Below are 18,487 nucleotides of genomic sequence, written 5' to 3'. Positions count from 1 at the left end.
ACAATTTGGAAGTTAGGCAAGAATTTTTTTGCCAAAGACAAAGCGAAACTGAATCCACAATTGGAAACAAATTATCCCTGTTATGAGAAGGTTTGTTCCAAGTGTGGATCCTGATGTGAAGTGACTCGTGTTCTTAGGCTTCTACTTCTGACATCAGGAATTGGTGCACTTGGTCCGCGCACTTTCTTCCTTCGGAAATCGCCCAAACGATGAGGGATTGCCCTCGTCTTACGTCGCCGCAAGCATACACTTTTGGAACGGTTGTCGCAAAAGAACCGGCTTTGGTTCCGAATTCTGCTTTGACATTGCCTCTGCCATCGAGTTCCAATCCTTCTTTTTGTAAATCAGCAAGTAACCCATCTTTTACCGGATTCATAAATCCCATTGCCAAAAAAACGAGGTCAGCAGGCCATTCGAACTCAGTGCCCGGCACTGGAATGAATTTCCCATTTTCTTCTTTGACTTCCGACCCGTAAATCGCAGTGACTTCGCCTTTTTCATTGGCTTTGAATCCCATCGTAGAGACAGCCCATTTACGACTGACTCCTTCTTCGTGAGATGTGGAAGTACGTAACATCTTTGGATACAATGGCCAAGGAGTGGACTTGTCTCTATCTTTCGGAGGTTCTGGGAATAATTCAATTTGAGTGACGGACTTGGCACCATGGCGGTTGGAAGTTCCTACACAGTCAGATCCTGTATCACCTCCACCAATCACGATCACATGTTTGTCTTTGGCGTTGATAATTTCAATTGCATCACCTGCAACGTGTTTGTTGTTCTTTGTCAAAAACTCCATTGCAAAATGGATTCCTTTGTTGCTTCGACCTTCCACAGGAAGATCTCTTGGCACTTCGGATCCACAAGCAAGAACAACTGCATCAAAATCAGCTAAAAGTTGTTTTGCGGTGATATCAACTCCAACATTTACGTTGGTTTTGAAAGTAACACCTTCCGCTTCCATTTGTTTCATACGGCGGTCAATGTGTCTTTTTTCCATTTTAAAATCTGGAATTCCATAACGGAGTAGGCCACCAATGCGGTCATTTTTTTCAAAGATTGTCACCGTGTGACCTGCACGAGCTAACTGTTGTCCTGCGGCAAGACCAGCTGGTCCCGATCCGACAACGGCCACTTTTTTTCCAGATTTGGAAACAGGCATTTGTGGGATGACCCAACCTTCTTCCCAAGCACGGTCGATGATGGTTCTTTCAATCGACTTGATGGAAACTGGTGGTTCGATGATTCCTAAAGTACAAGCTGATTCACATGGAGCAGGGCAGAGCCTTCCTGTGAACTCAGGGAAGTTATTGGTTTTAGAAAGGTTTTCCCAAGCTTCTTTCCAACGACCTCGGTAAACAAAGTCATTGAATTCAGGGATGAGGTTGTCGACGGGGCAACCAGTGTCGCCATGGCAAAACGGAATTCCGCAGTCCATACAACGAGCCCCTTGGTCTTTGGCAACAGCCTCAGGGAAAGGTTTTTCAAACTCTTTGTAGTTTTTGACCCTTTCTTTTGGTTCAATCTTTTGAAGGTATTCTTTCTTAAATTCTAAAAATCCTGTTGGTTTACCCACGAGTTGTTACCCCCACTTGTTTTTGTTTTCCCGATCCATTTTCAGAAGTCATTTTTTCTAATGCTTTTTTGTAATCTCTCGGAATCACTTTGATCATTTGTTTTACGACTTCATTCCAATTGTTTAGAACTTCTTCTGCACGTTTGGAGCCAGTGTATTTTTTATGGTCTTCCACCATTTTTTTGACTTCTGCAATTTCTGATGCATCAGTTAACGGATCTAAGTCGACCATCTCTTTGTTGATGAGAGCTTCTTTGTTTTTCTTTGGATCCCAAAGGTAAGCAATCCCACCTGACATACCAGCCGCAAAGTTACGGCCAATTTCACCCAGGATGATGACTCGTCCCCCGGTCATGTATTCACAACCATGGTCACCCGTTCCTTCCACGATGACATGAGCACCAGAGTTTCTCACACAGAAACGTTCGCCAGCCATCCCATTCACATAAGCATGTCCACCCGTCGCACCGATAAAACAAGTGTTCCCGATGACGATGTTTTCTTCTGCTTTGTAAGGAGCATTTTTAGGAGTTTGGAAGATGAGTTTTCCACCACAAAGACCTTTCCCTACATAGTCGTTTCCTTCCCCGATGAGGCGAAGTGTCATCCCTTTGGTAACAAAGGCACCAAACGATTGTCCTGCGGTTCCTGTAAATTCGATGTCGATTGTATCTTCTGCGAGTCCATCCACACCGTATTTTTTAGTGACTTCGTGGCTGAGCATGGTTCCTACAGAACGGTTTAAGTTCACAATGGAAGTTTGGATTTTCACAGGTTGTTTGTGATCAATCGCAGCAAGGGATTTACGAATCAGTTCGTTATCAATCTGTTCATCCAAGTGGTGATTTTGTTCTTTGGCACGATAGAGGCCTGTTGGGAAAACTGGGTTTGGTCTATGGAGCACTTTGCTAAAGTCAAGTCCACGAGCCTTCCAATGGTGGTGAGGGCGTTTGAATTTGATTTTTTCCACTTGGCCAATCATTTCTTCGAAAGTTCTGAAACCAAGTTTTGCCATGATCTCACGCACTTCTTCCGCAACAAAGGTCATAAAGTTCACAACATACTCAGGTTTTCCTGTGAACTTACTTCTTAAAAATTCATCTTGGGTTGCAACACCCACTGGGCATGTATTGAGATGGCATTTACGCATCATGATACAACCAACAGAGACAAGTGCTGATGTGGAAAAACCAAACTCTTCCGCACCGAGGAGAGCTCCTACCACAACGTCTTTTCCTGTGAGGAGTTTCCCATCCACAGCTAGATACACACGGTCACGTAATCCGTTTGCAACGAGTGTTTGGTGGGTTTCCGAAAGTCCAAGTTCCCAAGGAGTTCCTGCATGGTGGATGGAAGAAATCGGACTTGCTCCTGTTCCTCCTTCGTGACCTGCGATGAGGATATGATCCGCATGAGCTTTTGCAACCCCTGCCGCTACAGTTCCTACACCTGATTCCGAAACCAGTTTTACGGAGATACGAGCTCTTGGGTTTGAGTTTTTTAAATCGAAGATGAGCTGTTTTAAATCTTCGATCGAATAAATATCATGGTGAGGAGGAGGGGAGATGAGGGTTACACCTGGAGTGGAGTAACGTAACCATCCAATGTATTTGTCTACCTTGTGTCCTGGTAACTGTCCACCTTCTCCTGGTTTTGCGCCCTGTGCCATCTTGATTTGGATGTCATCTGCGTTCGTGAGGTATTCCATAGTCACACCAAATCTTGCAGATGCCACCTGTTTGATCGCCGAACGCATGCTATCTCCATTCGGGAGGGTTTTGAAACGAACTGGGTCTTCTCCACCTTCTCCTGTGTTGGATTTTGCACCAATGCGGTTCATGGCGATGGCAAGAGTTGTATGCGCTTCCCAAGAAATGGAACCATGGCTCATCGCTCCTGTTTGGAAACGTTTGAGGATGGATTTTACCGATTCCACTTCTTCAATTGGGATCGCTTTTGATCCTTCAAAGTCCAATTGGAACAAACTTCGGAGTGTGATCGCTCTTTCGTTTTGGTTGTCGATGAGAGCCGAAAACTCTTTGAACGTTTTGTAATCGTTATCTTGTGTTGCCTTTTGTAATTTATGAACTGTGATTGGAGTGTAAAGATGGCTATCTCCATTTTTACGATAGTAGTGAACTCCACCTGGTTCTAAGTTGTTAGGGAAAAAAGTTGGATCGTAAGCTGCTTTGTGGCGACGAACGGTTTCTTCTTCCAACATCTCGAGGGAAAGCCCTTCGATTCTGGATTGTGTTCCCGCAAAATACGTGTTCACAAGTTCGGAATCAAGACCTACCGCTTCAAAGATTTGTGCACCACAATACGATTGTAATGTGGAGATCCCCATTTTAGAGAATACTTTGAAGAGACCTTTGCCAATCGATTTGATGTATTTTTTCTTTGCATCTTTGTAATTGGGAACTTCTGGTAATAATCCTTGGAGGGATAAATCCGCAATGGTTTCAAACGCAAGGTATGGGTTAATTGCATTGGCACCATATCCGCATAACAAAGCGAAGTGGGCGACTTCTCTTGGTTCCCCCGATTCCAAAACGATTCCTGCTTTTGTGCGGAGTCCTTCTCGGATGAGGTAGTGGTGGAGTCCTGCCACAGCGAGGAGAGATGGAATGGCTGCCTTTTTTTCACCGACACCATGGTCAGTGAGGATGATGAGGTTTACCCCTTGTTCGCGAATGGCTTTTGCTGCGTCGGCACACACTCTGTCGAGTGAGTTACGCATATCATGTTTTTTGGATGGATCAAAAAGGATTTCAAAGGTTTTTGCTTTGAAATGGCCTTCACTGATTTGTTTGATCTTTTCAAAATCTTCGTTGGTAAGGATTGGGTGTTCCAACTCTAACCTGTGGGCATGTTCCGGTTCTTCTGAAAGAAGATTTCCTTCCGGCCCAATGTAAGTTGTGAGTTCCATTACCAACTCTTCCCGGATGGGATCAATCGGTGGGTTTGTCACTTGCGCAAAGTTTTGTTTGAAGTAACGAAAGAGAGGTTGTGGTTTTTCACTGAGGACGGCAAGGGAAGAGTCCACACCCATGGAACCTACTGGTTCTTCTCCCGAAACTCCCATCGGTTTGATGAGGGTAAACACATCTTCATGTGTGTAACCAAACGCTCTTTGTCTTTCTAAAATCGTTTCGTGTTGTGGTTGTTTTACGTTCTCAGGGTCTGGTAAAGAACCCAATCGAATCATATTGTCTTCTACCCATTTGCGGTATGGTTTTTGGGTAGAGATTTGTTTTTTGATTTCTTCATCGTCTAGGATTTGGCCTTTTTCCATATCGATGAGGAGCATCCTTCCTGGACGAAGTCTGTCTTGGACAAGGACTTCTTCTGGTGGTAGGTTTAATACCCCCGCCTCAGAAGACATGATCACTTCATCATCTTTGGTCACGATATAACGAGCAGGTCTTAATCCATTTCGGTCAAGAGTGGCTCCAATGATCCTTCCATCAGTGAACGCAATCGCAGCAGGTCCATCCCATGGTTCCATAAATGTGGCATGGTATTCGTAGAACGCGCGTCTGTCGGCGTCCATGGATTTGTTTTTCGACCAAGCTTCAGGGATCATCATCATTACAGAATGAGGAAGTGATCTACCACCCATCACTAAAAGTTCTAGAACTGTATCAAATGTTGCAGTATCTGATTGGCCTTCCATCACGATAGGAAGCATTCTTTTGAGTTCATCACCGTATAACGGAGATTGCATGACCATTTGGCGAGCTGCCATCCAGTTCATGTTCCCACGTAAAGTGTTGATCTCACCATTGTGTGCAATTTGACGATATGGGTGAGCCAAATCCCAAGTAGGGAAGGTGTTTGTAGAAAACCGAGTGTGAGTCAAACAGAACGCTGAAGTGAGGTCAGGTGACTTCAAGTCTTCGTAGAATTTTTTGACTTGGTCTCCGAGTAACATCCCTTTGTAAACGATGGTTCTAGAAGAAAAACTAGGTACGTAGTATTGGGAACGATCGAGTTTGAGTTCGGCACGAATTCGTCTGTCAATGAGTCGTCTGATGAGGAATAGTTTTCTCTCAAAATCATCTGAGGTTTTGATTTTTTTGGATTTTTTCCCGATGAACACTTGTTTGAAGACTGGGATGGTTTTGGAAGCCACAACACCCGCATATTCTTTGTTTACTGGAACATCGCGGAAACCAAGGAAGTCTTCCCCTTCGTCGATGATGATTTTTTCAATCACGTTTTCAACGGCCGCTCGCACTTCTGCGTTTTGTGGTAAAAATAAAAATCCGACTGCGTAATCACCCTCTTTTGGTAAGGTGAAAGGTAGGTTTTTGCGGAAAAAAGCATCCGGGATATTGATCATAATCCCAGCACCATCACCCGTTTTTGGGTCAGCACCTTCGGCACCTCGGTGTTCGAGATTACACATCAGGCGGATCCCTTTGTCTACGATGTCACGGGAACGTTTGCCCTTATAATTTGCGATAAAACCAACACCACAGGAGTCTTTGTCCATGGCAGGATCATACATACCTTGGGCCTGTGGGCCGAGTGGTGGAAGAATGGGTGGTTGGTTAGATTTTGACATACGTACCCTACACTAAAGCAATTACTGTACCTTGTTTTAGAAATCGGGTGTATTGTCCAATTATTTTGTTTTCAGCAAAATGATTTATTTTTAGGCAAAACGGATGTCTCGAAAATGCTCAATATAAGATCATTCTGCCTATAATATATAAAATCAGCTTTCATATAAAGCATTATTAAACTTAGTCTAAAGAATGTGACAGTACAAGAAAGAAGCGAACTGCAACTTCCATAGGAAGATCGCTTAAATCCCAGAGCACCCATTCGGAGCTGTCATAAACCTCTTTGGTCAATCGGAATGATTGTTTTAAGTCGGGAGAATCACTTTCTAAGGAATCTGCCAAAGCCATTGCTTTTTCGTACGCCAATTTGCTTTGGAAGTGTAGGCTCTTTTTGGGAAGTTCCAAAAAAACGATTTTTTCTCGATTGGGAAACCATTCTCCTTCTAATCTTTTGATTTCACCAACTCCGTGGTTTTGGTCAAATTTGTCGCCCCGATCTTGGATTGAGTAGTACCGAAATCCATTTTCTACAGCCTCAATTTTATAGACTGTTTTTGATTTTGGCAAAATCCAAAAGTAATATTGAGAACCAAAAGAAAGATAACCAAACAATAAAATGAGGATTCCATAATACATGATGTGATTCCTATTTTCTAAAAAGTTGAAAATAAAAAGCAACATCCCGAGGTGGCCAATTGCCAGTAGTGAAAAGGAAAAATACCAATTGGCACTTATGATTTGGTGTTTCCATTCGATAGGGAATGGGGGAGCTCCCACTTTTTTGAGGGAATGCATTTCAGATTCTTTGAGAGATATGAGGGCTTTATTTTTAAGTTTTGGGCCAGGATTCTTTTCTTTAGGTAACTCTGGTTTGATGAGAAGTTCTTGGAATGGTTTTCCCGTTTCTGTTTCCACAGGGAGTGGTAAAATTCTAAAAAATTTCTTAAATTCTCGAGAGAGTAATGAATACCGACTAAATCCTTCTTGGTTATCTTTATCACGTTTTACAGAAACAGTCGCTACAGGAAGTAACAGTCCTGATTTGTGGTGAATGTAAATTGTATCGGTATACCTGATGCCATCTTTTTTTGATTCTGATTCCGATCGTACTTGGTATGTATGAAATTCTTCAATCGGTAATTCAATATCAGGCACATCTGAATCTCCAAATTGAATGGTACCTTCCGTTGTATCAAGTTTGAGTTTGTATACAAAACGATCTTCTGTTTCGTAAGATTGGTAACATAAAAAACTAAAAGGTAAAAAACTAACCAAGGTAAAAACAAAACCCATTTTTCCAATGTGAGTTCGTTTCCAAAACCAAATTCCTGATAAAGCAAGGATGGTCCAAACTGCAACACCAAAAAGGAATACGTAATCATTTACCATTGTTGCTTTTACTAAGATAGAATTTGTTAAAAAACTTGTTTCCACGCACGGAAAAAACTCTTTGATTTTTTTCTTTTTGTCAACTAGCCTTGTGCCCATGAAAAGAAGATTTGTTTCTTTCCTTGTTGTTATGTTCGTGAGTCTTCTCCTCGTTTTTGATTGCGAAGTACAGGCAAAAGAAATTCCGAAATTGGAAAGAAGAGTTACCTTCGAAGATGGTACCATTTCCAAGGAAGTAGCAGAGGAATGGGAAAAGGTCCTAATCAATCACGAAAAAGAAACCTCCAATCAATTTGCCATCCTTGTGGTACATTCGTTAGAAGGAGAGATTTTAGAAGAATATAGTTTGAAGGTAGCGGAGGCTTGGAAACTCGGACAACGAGGTGTTGACAATGGAGTTTTGATTTTACTTGCCACAGTCGACAGAAAGGTGCGAATCGAAGTGGGTTATGGATTAGAGGGTGTGCTCACTGACGTGTATTGCAAACGTATCATCCAAGACATCATGATCCCTCACTTCAAAAAAGAAGATTACCCAATGGGGATTCGATTGGGTTTAGATCAATTGTTAGAAACAGCAAAATCAGGGATCACACCAAAAGAACCATCGTTATGGGAAAGGTTTCAGTCCTTTCGAGGGTTTGATTTTGAAGGCCATTGGTTATTGTATCCAGTGGGCATGTTATTTGTTTCCGTCTTATTTTTGTTTGGTGTCATCACTGCCTTCCACTATGAAGACCAAGGGATTGGGATGTTTTTATTTGTTTTGGTATTTTTCCAATGGGTACCAACGATGTTTTTTGGGTATTATGCTTGGGTAGGATGTAATTCGCTTTATATTTTTGGGTTTCTTTTTGTCCGCCTCACAAGAGATAAGGTGTCCTGGGTAAAGAGGATCTCCAAAAAAGTAACAGACAATGTGATTTTTGTTTCTGGTGGATATTCGAGTAGTGGAGGAAGTGGTTCTTCTCGTGGTGGTGGTGGGAGTTTTAGCGGAGGAGGTGGAAGTTTTGGGGGAGGGGGATCGAGTGGGAGTTGGTAATGAAAGGAGGCGAAATAATCCTTAGTCAAGAAATATTGAAAACTGAACCTGATGAAATAGTTTATGCGTCTAAGTTTAAGAATATAATTCTTGATGAAGATTCTCTTGCGGTTTTAGATAAGTTTGAAACTACAATTTATGAAATTAAACTCGATCAGCTGAATCTTTGAATCTATTTTGTCCACTTAAGCTAAATCCTTTCTACCTCTATTTGGATTTGAGCCCCAGCCAGTCTAATATCCGTTCGGCGGCTTCTTCTTTCGAAAGTTTGGAAAGATTGAGTTTGAAGTGAGCTGCTTCTTGGTAAACAGGTAGGCGTTTTTCTAAAATTTGGCGGTACGATGTTACTTTGGAAAGATCAGGCCTAGTTTTATCCCCTTTTACTTTTTCCACGAGTTCTTCGATCCCTCGTTCTAAATACACTATCCGACCGATACTTCGTAAAAGTTCCAATTTCCTTTGGCTAACGATTTCGTTACCTATAGTATCCAAATCAAATAAGATTCCACCACCACAATCTAAAATGATTCCATCTGCATTTCTCAATTTCTGAAGAATGGAATATTCTAAATCACGAAAAGCCTTCCAGCCATGTTTTTCGACAAACTCTGGGATCGGCAAGCCACCAGCTTCGTAGACGGCGATTGAATCAGTAGAAACGACTGGGATATCGGTTTGTTTTGAAAGAGAACGGGAAACTTTTGATTTTCCCGCACCTCTTGCTCCAATTAAAATGATGTTCATGTAAAGATCAAAAGAAGATGAGGCTTAGACATTTAACAAATCAGCAAGACCTGCTTGTAGGTCAGGGATATGAACAAAATACGTTTCGATGTCGGCATCAGTTACCCCTGTTTGGCTAAGTGCAAACGGGGAAATCGGAACGGATTCCCCACCAATATCAATTCCAATGCCCGATACGACAATGAGAATGCTTGCGATATGGACAACGGATGTGAGAAGGGGGTTCACTTTGGATGTTTCCGGTGTGAGGTAGTTTGCCACCACATCAGTTAGTTCCGGAGGAAAGTTCCATCGTTTGAGTAGGTTTTCGGATACTTCCATATGAGTATAACCGAAGTATTTTTTCTCTAACATAGGGAAAGGTTCTTGGTTGTCTTTTAGGTCTGTTTTGATTTGCATCATCACGGGACTAAAAAACTGAGCGAGCACAATTTTTCCAACGCTACAAAGAAGACCCGATGTGAAAGCGAGGTCTTTATCAATTTTTAACTTTTTATGTTGAACAATTTTACTCGAAAGTTCAGCTACGAGAAGAGATGCAGTCCATAACTGAGCCGCTTCCAGTTGGTAACTGTTGAGGTCCTGGGCTAAAATTCCTTTAGCCGCTGTTAGTAATACGATCTCTTTTACCGTTTTGATCCCAAGAGTCATGAGCGCTTCTTGCACTGTACGAATGGGTTTGGAAGCTCGGTAATACGCAGAATTGGAAAGTTTGATCACGTTGGCAGTGATCGCAGGGTCTTTGGAGATTTCCTGCGCTAATTCAGCAATATTGACATCCGGTTTTTGTAATTTCTCCAATACTTGAGAAACAACCGATGAGATGGCCGGTAGTTTGTTTACGTCTTGTAATACTTCATCAACTTTTGATTTTAGCATATCGCCTAACGCACCTTATAAAGGTATTTTTCCATACCAGCTTTTTTTAACAATACTCTTCCATCATCACAATAGAGGCTGATTGTCCTACCTTCGTTACCTGCTATGTCTTCCACAATGATCGGGATTTTTTTCTCTTCCATAAATTTTTTGACAATGGCAATGTTCTGTTCCCCAATGTTTTGTAAAAATTGGGAATTGATCCCTTTGAACATGGAGGCTCCACCAAAAATACGACAGGAATATTGACCGATATTCGATCCTTCTTTTTTCATCATGTCGATGAGGATAGGAAGTGCCGATTCTCCATATTTATGTGGGAACTTACTCATGTCTTTTCCTGTTGGGTCTTTTGCGAGCATGATGTGAGAAATCGCACCGATTTTTTGATCGGGATCGTATAAGACGATTCCGATGCAGGAGCCGAGTGTCGTGCGGAGTACATCTGTATCCTTTCCGACCTTAATGTCAGCAATTCCTACATTGATGATTTTGGATTTTATAGACATTCTACTTGTTTCTAGAGAGTGGAACCGTTATTTAGGTATAATAGATAGTCACTTCTCCTTATGCGTTCAATCAAAAAAACTACTCCTGCCAGAAAATCTACCAAAAAAGGTTTCAAAACCAAAGAACCTTACTTATTTAAAACCATTGACAAAACGGAAGTCCATATTTTAGGAACTGCCCATATTTCCAAACAAAGTGTGGAAGAAGTTGAAAAAATGATCCACGACATCAAACCCGATGTCATTTGTGTTGAGTTATGTGAATCGCGAATGAAGTCAGTCGAAGACCCTGACTACCTTAAAAAATTAGATATCTTTAAAGTATTCAAAGAAAGAAAGATGTGGTTATTACTTTCAAGCCTCATCCTTTCTTCCTTTCAAAAGAAAATGGGAAACCAAGACATCAAACCAGGAGATGAGATGCGTAAAGCTATCACTCTTGGAAGGTCTCTTCGTAAACCAGTGATTGCAGTCGACAGGGAAATCCAAACGACACTCAAACGTTCTTGGGGCAATGTCGGATTTTTTTCCAAAATGTATCTCTTCAGTGCTCTACTTGCATCTCTTCTTGTCAAAGAGGATGTAACTGACGAAAAAATTGAAGAGATGAAGTCGGATGATATCTTAAAAGATTTGTTTTCTCAAATTCCAAAAAAATATGAATCCGTCAAAAATGTCATCATAGACGAAAGAGATGTATACTTAGCAGAAAAAATTCGATTGTCCACTTTGGATCCAAAGGTCAAAAAAGTAGTCGCTGTTGTTGGTGCAGGTCACTTGGCTGGGATTGAACGAAATATCGAGAACCAGAACGAATTAGCTCCGTTAGACGAAGTTCCGAAACGCAAATTTTGGGACAGTTTTAGTTTGGTATTGTATCCCACTTTTTTTGCGGGACTGATTGGTTATACAACCTATTCCCAAGGTGGAGAAGCGGGGATGGATTTACTTTCCAAACTCATCTACATCAAAGGTGGCCTTGCTGCCTTGGGTGCCATTATCGCTTTGGCTCACCCCATCTCCATTATCCTTGCGTTTATCACGGCACCGATCGGAACCTTTCTTCCTATCTTCAAAGCGGGTTGGGTGAGTGCTTTGTCTGAGTCGTATTTACGAAAACCATTAGTGGAAGACTTTGAACAAATCGCCAATGATTCCGAAACCTTTACGGGATTTTGGAAAAACCGAGTCCTCCATATCTTTTTGGTCTTTTTCCTTCCCCAAATTGGATCTACGATTGGAACCTTTCTTGTGGCAGGAAAAGGCTTGAAGAATTTATTTTAAACAGGTATTCTGAAGGGAAAGAGTTCGTCTAAGGGAAAGAGAACAAGTATGAAACGTAAGGCAAGTTTAGGATTCATTCTATTGTTTCTTTTGTATTTGGGATGTAAGTCTTCCCTCTTTGGGGTCTGTTTATCCGCAGATTCCTTTGTACAAACCAAATCCGTTCCCCCTTGCCACCAAACAGAAACGGGTGAAGCCAAAGAAAAAGAGAGTTGTGATTGTCCTATCGTTTTAGAATCACTCCAGTTTTCTTCGGATTCGACCACCACCATAGGGAAACCTGGTGTAACCATGGTCACATGGTTGCCCACTTCGAACGCACATGTTTCTTTTCGATCCTTTTCCAATGGATCCAATCGGTTTTTTCTCTCTCAAACTGCACTTCCTCCTTATTTACCCATGCTTACAATTCGACTTTTGATTTGAGATAGGCACACCTATATTGTTAGGTGACCAAATTTTCTCTTTTATATCAAATGAAACCAAAGGAATTGATTATGAACCGTAAAGAATTATTACAAAAAGCAGGAATGGCAGTGGCTGTTTCTGGAATTTTATCCACACTTTCCGCAGAAGACCATGACCATTCTTCGGCAATGCCGACAGCTGGAAAATCCAAGTATGCCAAAGCAATGATGGCAGCCATCCATTGCCAACTTTCGGCAGAAGTGTGTCTCAGCCATTGTCTCACAGAACTGGGAAAAGGAGAAAAAGCGATGGCGGCTTGTGCGGCGTCCACTCGCGAAGTGATCAGTCTTTGTGATTCCTTTGTGAAACTCGCAAGCCAAAACTCATCCTTCACCAAAAAACTGGCAAACCTTTGCATCGAAGTTTGTGAGGCTTGTGCCAAAGAATGTGACAAACATGCCAACCATCACGCGGTCTGCAAAGAGTGTCGAGATAGTTGCCTTGCTTGTGTGAAAGAATTAAAAAAAGTATAATTCAAAACGTAACGTTTGAATTAGAGAAGCTGTCCATCGTTTGGTGGGCAGCTTTTTTTTTATCGTTTGGTTTTCTTTTGGGCCTTAGGTTTGGAAACCGTTTTGGGTTTCGGATTCGATTTCCCTTTAGGATCTGACTTTGCCACCATTTTATTGTTAGGTTTGGCCTTGGTCGATGACGGTTGTGCGTTAGATTTCTTAGGAGATGATTTCTTTTTTGCCAGACTTTCTTTGTTCTTTTTGTAAACAGAAGGTTCGTATTTGGAAAAATCGACTTCTATCTTTTTAGGAACTGCGAATTCAGGGTTTGCTTTTGGACTTGGAGTGATATTGATATTATCCTTAGGTGTTCCTAAAAATTCACGTAAGGTACGAATGTTTTCGTTTCGCCTAACAAGGTTGTAGTTCCCAGGAATATCAAACCATAAATCTCGGCCTTGTCCAAACTCGGTACTCTCTTGCGGAGGGAAACTGAAATCCTCAATGGCAGAAAGTGGTTGGAACAATGGGAAAAATAATGCATTTTTATAATTGGTTTTGACCCAATCTGATTCAAAACCCCAGTAGGAGTACTTAGTATTCGTGAATCGATCCGACCCATGAAAAGGAGTCCCTAAGGTGATCAGTCGTTTTACCTTTCGTCTTGCTTCATCTGGTAAAATTAAAACGAGAAGACCACCTGTATTGTGAGCAATCAAAGTAACTTCGTTAGGTGCTGTTAAGATCTGATTGGCAAGGTACCCAACTGCTTCTTCCAAAGAATTGGGATTTCGTAAAGTGGACAAAATCCCCACTTTGAAACCCAAATTGTCTAAGTTGGATTTTAGTCTTGCGTAGTAAGATCGGCCTGCTTTGAAACCGGGTACGATGAGAATATTTTTATCCTGATTCCGATCCACCTTTACATGACTAGGAAGGTAAAATGACAATAAGGCCCAAAAACGTTCCAGATATTCTATGAATCGAAACATGAATTAAATGTTTCAATCTGACACAATTCTTGTCTAGGAAAATCAAACGCGAGACCAAGAATTCCTGAATTGACCGATAACCGTACTCACATAGGATTGCCTTTAAGAAAGTTATGTTGCAATTGGTGTGCGTCCTATTCTCTTTTTTGGTACTGCCGTCCTACCTTTTGGCTAGTCCCGGTACTTATGATGAGGCAGCCAAGTTACTCCCACAAATTTGGGAGACAAAATACCCACTTCCGTACGGAAAACTTTTGCGAAAAGACCCCATGGGCCAAGGAATTCGACAGATTTCTCGTAAAAAAGGGAAGTATTGGGTGTACAATTTTGAAGTGTTTATGCCAAAATACGAAAGAAAAGAGACAGTCGCTGTCCCAAAAGCAGACGGCCGCAATATCCTTGTCTATTTTTTCTGGAATCCGGGAATCACCGACGAACCCCACCGGATTGAATTAGGGGAACCACATGAAGGGAAATGAAATGCAAAAAGAAAGTTCTGACCAATTGATCCGAGATACTATGAAAGAAGCAGGTCTCTCTGATGCGTTTATCGCTGATTTTATCGCCAAAGTGGATGCAGTCCGCCAAGGAGAAACAGGGATCGTACGTTGGGAAGAGGTTGGCGATTTAGATCCCAAATCAGACGAAATTTCATTAGAAGAAATCCATGCTTCTTATCCACTCGATGCAACTCTACTTTCCAAATTAGTGGTGATCAAATTGAATGGGGGACTTGGTACCAGTATGGGACTTGACAAAGCCAAGTCTCTGATTCCCATCAAAGGTTCTTTGTCATTTTTATCGGTCATGGCCAAACAAATTGAATACTTACGAAGTCAATTTGGAATTGATGTGCCACTTCTTTTTATGGATTCTTATAATACACAAGAGGATTCACAAAAAGAGTTACAACAAAACGGCTTCAAACAGTCGTTACGTTCTAGTTTTTTACAACATAAAGTCCCACGTTTAGATGCGAAAACCTTTGCTCCTATCCAAACCAAACACGAGAAGGACAATTGGTGTCCACCAGGTCACGGTGATATCTATTTCACTATGATGGAAGAAGGTATTTTGGATGAGTTATTAAACAAAGGATTTGAAATCGCTTTTCTTTCCAATGGAGATAATTTAGGGGCAACTGTTGATCCTCAAATTGTATCTTTTTTACTGAAAGAAAATATCCACTTTGCCATGGAGATGACACCGAAAACCCTTGCTGACAAAAAAGGTGGAGCCATTTATCGTAAGTTAGTTGGTGGAAAAATGGTTCAATATGAATTATTGGAAACAGCTCAAGTTCCAAAAGAACATGAACACGAATTCAGTGGGCTTGGTAAATTTCGAACCTTTTCCACAAACAACCTTTGGATCAATTTACGTGCTTTAAAAGAACGATTTCAACAAGGAAACTTTTCATTGTCCCTCATTGTGAACCCAAAACAAGTAGAAGGAAAGGATGTGATTCAATTAGAAACTGCAATGGGCAGTGCTGTTGGCAATTTTTCTAAATTCAAAGGAATCATCATTCCAAGAGACCGTTTTGCACCTGTGAAAAAAACGGAAGATTATTTGATCCGACGTTCTGATGCTTATGTTCTAAACAAAGATTATTCTTTGACCATGGCCAAAGAAAGAAAAGAGAAAGGCCTTGGCGAAGTATTGGTCGTTTTAGATGAAAAACATTATAAAAAAATCCAACAATTTGATGCTTTGTTTGGTGCCTTACCTTCCTTACTTTACTGTGAGGAATTGTTAGTGGAAGGTGAGATCTTGTTTGATATTCCGATAACCATCAAAGGAAAAGTGAAATTTCAAAACAAGTCAGGAAGTCTAAAGAAGATTTCCTCCCTCAACAAAACAGAGTTTGAAAACGAAACTATTGTTTTATGATGCGAGTGGGTTTCTGTTCCCTTTTCCTTGGATTGATTTTATCCATTTCATGTGGTTCTCCCTTTTCCTTTCGTTCTGCTTGTTATGAAAGAAATCAATGCTCCACCATTGAAGGAGCTTGTTTTCTTCGAAATGATGTTTTTTATCGAGTATCTACTGGGGCTACTGAATACAGTAACGCTGATTTGGCGGCACTTGCTAGCAGTTGTCTTGGTTTAGAAAAAGTCTGTCGCAAAAATTGTGAAAGTGGAACTATTTTTTAGACTCGAGTTTCAATCATTCGCGTATGAAAGAGAGTTGGCTTTTTTCGGGAACAAGTCCTTTATCTTCGAACTCACCCGACAAAGATTCATAACTGGGAGAAAGTTTGATTTTCCATTTTCCTTTTTCTTCAATTAAATCAGAATCGACTATATTTTTGCCACGGAAGATTTCGTTTTCGTTCCATTTCATGATGATGTTTCCATCCACATCTTCTGCTTCTATGGACAATCGAACGGGTTTTACCTTGTTTTTTCCATCCCAATACATGGCAGTCCAAGGACCAATAAACTTCTGTATGGCGGACTCACCAAAGGTTTTTACCTTTTTGATATCTGGAACAGTTTCTGATAGAACAGCAGTGACAGGTTTAGAGTACAAACTTTCTCCCACACCTTTTTGAACGGATTGGATGACAAAAAAGTAAAATTGATTTTTTGCTAAGTTTTGTAATTTGAAATTGGTATCCGAAGTTTCTTTTACCAAACTCCAATCTTCCTCATTTTTTTTACGCATCAAAATTTTATAAGAAGTCACTTTAGGAATTGTGTTCCAACTAAACCAAAACTCACCTGACTTACGATTTTCTGTGACAACCAATTCTGGTGCTTTTAATTGTAACGACCTACCTGCTACAAGAGACGCATAACCAAGGTCAGGTTCCGAAGGAAAACTAAACAATTCTCCGTCAAACTCTGAAGTGACAACATAAAAGGATTCTTTCCCCGAACTATCTTGATCTTTGTATTGTAACTCAGTAGTTTTCGCGATTCGTTTCCAATTCCCATCGGTTTTACGAAAGATATGATATGCTGTGGCGCTTGGAGAACCTTCCCATTGTAAAACTGTGACTCCTGGATACAAACCTTTGGAAGCAGTAAAATGTTCCGGTCTTGGTTTTAATACCTCAGAAGGATCTAGATGAGCAGACACATAATAACTTGCTTCCCCTTCAAGTTGGTTACGTTCGGGAATCACTTGGTAAATTTCATTGTCTCCGTTCCGACTTGCTTTCAGGTCTGTATACGTATTCCTTTCTGTTTTGCCTAAAAATCGGAAAATCCGGGCCATCGCATTCCATTTGTAAACAACGTAAGTAGTTGGTATGGATTGAAGGTCCCATTCTAACACAATGCGATCATTGGTGGGAGCTACATTTGCTCGGAGGTTTGTAACCGGTAAAATTCCAGCTGGTTTGGTTGGTTCAGACGCATAACCATCGTTTGAGTCAAGAGATGGTTTGGAAAGATAGTTTTCATCTAGACTTGCGACTCGGTAATGGTAAGCCGTATTTTTTTGAATCCCAAAATCGTCAAAGTAGGGTTGTTTGGATAAACCCACAAGTTGGTATTTGGTATCAATTTTTCGTTTCCTGTACACTTCGTAACCGATGGCTCGTTTTTCGCTCGACCAAGAGATTCGAATTCGGTCAGAAAAATCACCACGAGACGCATACACTTCTTTTGGTGGGAAAAGATTGTGTTCTCCATATTCTAAAGATTCTAAAACATTGAATAATTTGGATTCTGTTAATAGTTGGTTCTCTTCTGCGGACTCAGCTACATAAATGGATTTTGTATGTTTTGGAAAACTTTCATAAGAGATCCAAATCGTACCATTGTCTCCCCAACCAGTGCCCCAAGTATTCCAAACTTTAAAGGCTTTCTTTTTTTCATTGAATCCGAGGACAACTAGGGACTGAGCGCCTAACACCTCACCAGATCCTTGTTGGTACACTGCCTCTGGTTTTGGATCTAAAAAGTTTTCATATACCAAATAACCAATTAAAACTGGTTTTTTTTCGGTTAAGGCAAGTTTGACAGAGGTAAGATCATGTGGTTCAATTTTAAAAATTCGGCCAAGTCTTGCCTTTCGACCATGTTCCACAATATTGGCTTTTGGTCGAACACGAAGGTTTGTATTCCCTTCATTCATTTGTTCCATAGGAACAGAACCTCTGCTAGTCGCAAGAACCAAAGCATCGAGTAGGGAAACTGCTTGGTCTTTTCCACTATTCAATTGGTTGTAAATGAAATTTGCAGAATAGAGGACTTTTTGTCCATTGGCAGAACTAGGCCCAATGGAAGATAGATTTCGGATTCCTTTTTTCCCAGCTTCTAAATAAGAGATGAGTCCATACCCGACCGTATAACCGACATTATCTTTTCCAGTTCCTTGGTCCATGGGAATCGGGAAGTCGACACTTAGGTCTATACTGGATGGTAAATCCGCTGCAGTGAGCTCCGATGCAAATGGTGGAATACTTTGGTAAAGTGCAAAAGGATCAGGAGTTAAACCAGGTTTTTTAATCGAATACTTGGTTTCTGTTTTTCCTGTGATGGGTTTTGATTGGAAGCTAACAACGATTAGCCCTGTGAGAAAAAATAAACTCCCAAGAGCAATTTTTTGTTTTGTGTTTTGGAACAT

General features: G+C 41.0%; 16 protein-coding genes. 8 read left to right on the top strand and 8 right to left on the bottom strand.

Going from position 1 to position 18,487, the window contains the following annotated elements:
• Window positions 1–133: 133 nt before the first annotated feature.
• The 3 genes from EHQ59_RS03950 to EHQ59_RS03940 form a co-directional block, all read right to left on the bottom strand.
• Window positions 134–1,576 (bottom strand): glutamate synthase subunit beta, encoded by a 1,443-nt coding sequence (locus EHQ59_RS03950; protein WP_135617844.1) that lies wholly within the window; start codon window positions 1,574–1,576, stop codon window positions 134–136.
• A complete protein-coding gene (gene gltB / locus EHQ59_RS03945; protein ID WP_135617843.1) occupies window positions 1,569–6,146 on the bottom strand; it encodes a glutamate synthase large subunit in 4,578 nt (1,525 codons plus the stop codon). The genes EHQ59_RS03950 and gltB overlap by 8 nt, the downstream gene beginning before the upstream one ends.
• 181 nt (window positions 6,147–6,327) lie before the next feature.
• Entirely contained in the window at window positions 6,328–7,635 is a 1,308-nt protein-coding gene (locus EHQ59_RS03940) for a hypothetical protein (protein ID WP_244245374.1), read from the bottom strand.
• Between EHQ59_RS03940 and EHQ59_RS03935 the strand changes: the two genes are divergently transcribed.
• Together EHQ59_RS03935 and EHQ59_RS17695 are read left to right on the top strand one after the other, a co-directional pair.
• Window positions 7,634–8,578 (top strand): TPM domain-containing protein, encoded by a 945-nt coding sequence (locus EHQ59_RS03935; RefSeq protein WP_135617842.1) that lies wholly within the window; start codon window positions 7,634–7,636, stop codon window positions 8,576–8,578. The two genes, EHQ59_RS03940 and EHQ59_RS03935, sit on opposite strands and share 2 nt — an antisense overlap.
• Window positions 8,578–8,748 carry a hypothetical protein gene (locus EHQ59_RS17695; protein WP_167481373.1) on the top strand — a complete coding sequence of 57 codons (171 nt, stop codon included), beginning with the start codon at window positions 8,578–8,580 and terminating at the stop codon, window positions 8,746–8,748. The genes EHQ59_RS03935 and EHQ59_RS17695 overlap by 1 nt, the downstream gene beginning before the upstream one ends.
• Window positions 8,749–8,785: 37 nt before the next feature.
• Here EHQ59_RS17695 and EHQ59_RS03930 read toward each other — a convergent pair whose 3' ends face one another.
• Genes EHQ59_RS03930 through EHQ59_RS03920 form a run of 3 tightly spaced genes read right to left on the bottom strand, consistent with a single transcriptional unit; the run spans window position 8,786 to window position 10,710 of the window.
• Entirely contained in the window at window positions 8,786–9,322 is a 537-nt protein-coding gene (locus tag EHQ59_RS03930) for a shikimate kinase (protein ID WP_135617841.1), read from the bottom strand.
• A 24-nt stretch (window positions 9,323–9,346) separates the two neighbouring features.
• Entirely contained in the window at window positions 9,347–10,201 is an 855-nt protein-coding gene (locus EHQ59_RS03925; RefSeq protein WP_135617840.1) for an HDOD domain-containing protein, read from the bottom strand.
• A gap of 5 nt (window positions 10,202–10,206) precedes the next feature.
• Entirely contained in the window at window positions 10,207–10,710 is a 504-nt protein-coding gene (locus EHQ59_RS03920) for a chemotaxis protein CheD (RefSeq protein WP_135617839.1), read from the bottom strand.
• A 60-nt stretch (window positions 10,711–10,770) separates the two neighbouring features.
• On the opposite strand from EHQ59_RS03920, the gene EHQ59_RS03915 reads away from it, so the two are divergent.
• The 3 genes from EHQ59_RS03915 (at window position 10,771) to EHQ59_RS03905 (ending at window position 12,935) form a co-directional block, all read left to right on the top strand.
• On the top strand, window positions 10,771–11,994 hold the full coding sequence (locus EHQ59_RS03915) for a TraB/GumN family protein (RefSeq protein WP_135617838.1): 1,224 nt from the start codon (window positions 10,771–10,773) through the stop codon (window positions 11,992–11,994).
• Between the two features lie 48 nt (window positions 11,995–12,042).
• Window positions 12,043–12,420, top strand: a complete 378-nt coding sequence (locus tag EHQ59_RS03910) for a hypothetical protein (RefSeq protein ID WP_135617837.1) — start codon at window positions 12,043–12,045, stop codon at window positions 12,418–12,420.
• Between the two features lie 71 nt (window positions 12,421–12,491).
• Window positions 12,492–12,935: a four-helix bundle copper-binding protein gene (locus tag EHQ59_RS03905; RefSeq protein ID WP_135617836.1), complete on the top strand. Its 444-nt coding sequence runs from the start codon at window positions 12,492–12,494 to the stop codon at window positions 12,933–12,935.
• Between the two features lie 59 nt (window positions 12,936–12,994).
• On the opposite strand, the gene EHQ59_RS03900 is transcribed toward EHQ59_RS03905, so the two are convergent.
• Complete coding sequence (locus EHQ59_RS03900; protein WP_135617835.1) at window positions 12,995–13,906, bottom strand: esterase/lipase family protein; 912 nt, start codon at window positions 13,904–13,906, stop codon at window positions 12,995–12,997.
• A gap of 167 nt (window positions 13,907–14,073) precedes the next feature.
• Here EHQ59_RS03900 and EHQ59_RS03895 point away from each other — a divergent pair, with 167 nt between their 5' ends.
• From EHQ59_RS03895 to EHQ59_RS17980, 3 genes are read left to right on the top strand one after another with little or no spacing between them, the layout of a single operon-like run.
• Window positions 14,074–14,385, top strand: coding sequence for a hypothetical protein (locus EHQ59_RS03895; protein ID WP_244245373.1), 312 nt, complete (start codon window positions 14,074–14,076; stop codon window positions 14,383–14,385).
• A 1-nt stretch (window position 14,386) separates the two neighbouring features.
• Window positions 14,387–15,799, top strand: coding sequence for a UTP--glucose-1-phosphate uridylyltransferase (locus EHQ59_RS03890; protein WP_135617947.1), 1,413 nt, complete (start codon window positions 14,387–14,389; stop codon window positions 15,797–15,799).
• Entirely contained in the window at window positions 15,796–16,062 is a 267-nt protein-coding gene (locus tag EHQ59_RS17980; protein ID WP_425270113.1) for an LA_0364 family Cys-rich lipoprotein, read from the top strand. The genes EHQ59_RS03890 and EHQ59_RS17980 overlap by 4 nt, the downstream gene beginning before the upstream one ends.
• A gap of 13 nt (window positions 16,063–16,075) precedes the next feature.
• On the opposite strand, the gene EHQ59_RS03880 is transcribed toward EHQ59_RS17980, so the two are convergent.
• Entirely contained in the window at window positions 16,076–18,487 is a 2,412-nt protein-coding gene (locus EHQ59_RS03880) for a fibronectin type III domain-containing protein (RefSeq protein WP_135617833.1), read from the bottom strand.

Source organism: Leptospira kemamanensis (assembly GCF_004769665.1).
GTDB classification, from domain to species: Bacteria; Spirochaetota; Leptospiria; order Leptospirales; family Leptospiraceae; genus Leptospira_A; species Leptospira_A kemamanensis.
The sequence above is the reverse complement of the archived record's forward strand: the minus strand, read 5'-3'. Positions and strand labels throughout refer to the sequence as shown.

Coding starts and splice junctions, on each gene's coding strand:
- gltB (WP_135617843.1), bottom strand. CDS start 6,146: ATGTCAAAATCTAACCAACCACCCATTCTTCCACCACTCGGCCCACAG.
- EHQ59_RS03935 (WP_135617842.1), top strand. CDS start 7,634: ATGAAAAGAAGATTTGTTTCTTTCCTTGTTGTTATGTTCGTGAGTCTT.
- EHQ59_RS03940 (WP_244245374.1), bottom strand. CDS start 7,635: ATGGGCACAAGGCTAGTTGACAAAAAGAAAAAAATCAAAGAGTTTTTT.
- EHQ59_RS17695 (WP_167481373.1), top strand. CDS start 8,578: ATGAAAGGAGGCGAAATAATCCTTAGTCAAGAAATATTGAAAACTGAA.
- EHQ59_RS03930 (WP_135617841.1), bottom strand. CDS start 9,322: ATGAACATCATTTTAATTGGAGCAAGAGGTGCGGGAAAATCAAAAGTT.
- EHQ59_RS03925 (WP_135617840.1), bottom strand. CDS start 10,201: ATGCTAAAATCAAAAGTTGATGAAGTATTACAAGACGTAAACAAACTA.
- EHQ59_RS03920 (WP_135617839.1), bottom strand. CDS start 10,710: ATGTCTATAAAATCCAAAATCATCAATGTAGGAATTGCTGACATTAAG.
- EHQ59_RS03915 (WP_135617838.1), top strand. CDS start 10,771: ATGCGTTCAATCAAAAAAACTACTCCTGCCAGAAAATCTACCAAAAAA.
- EHQ59_RS03910 (WP_135617837.1), top strand. CDS start 12,043: ATGAAACGTAAGGCAAGTTTAGGATTCATTCTATTGTTTCTTTTGTAT.
- EHQ59_RS03905 (WP_135617836.1), top strand. CDS start 12,492: ATGAACCGTAAAGAATTATTACAAAAAGCAGGAATGGCAGTGGCTGTT.
- EHQ59_RS03900 (WP_135617835.1), bottom strand. CDS start 13,906: ATGTTTCGATTCATAGAATATCTGGAACGTTTTTGGGCCTTATTGTCA.
- EHQ59_RS03890 (WP_135617947.1), top strand. CDS start 14,387: ATGCAAAAAGAAAGTTCTGACCAATTGATCCGAGATACTATGAAAGAA.
- EHQ59_RS17980 (WP_425270113.1), top strand. CDS start 15,796: ATGATGCGAGTGGGTTTCTGTTCCCTTTTCCTTGGATTGATTTTATCC.
- EHQ59_RS03880 (WP_135617833.1), bottom strand. CDS start 18,487: ATGTTCCAAAACACAAAACAAAAAATTGCTCTTGGGAGTTTATTTTTT.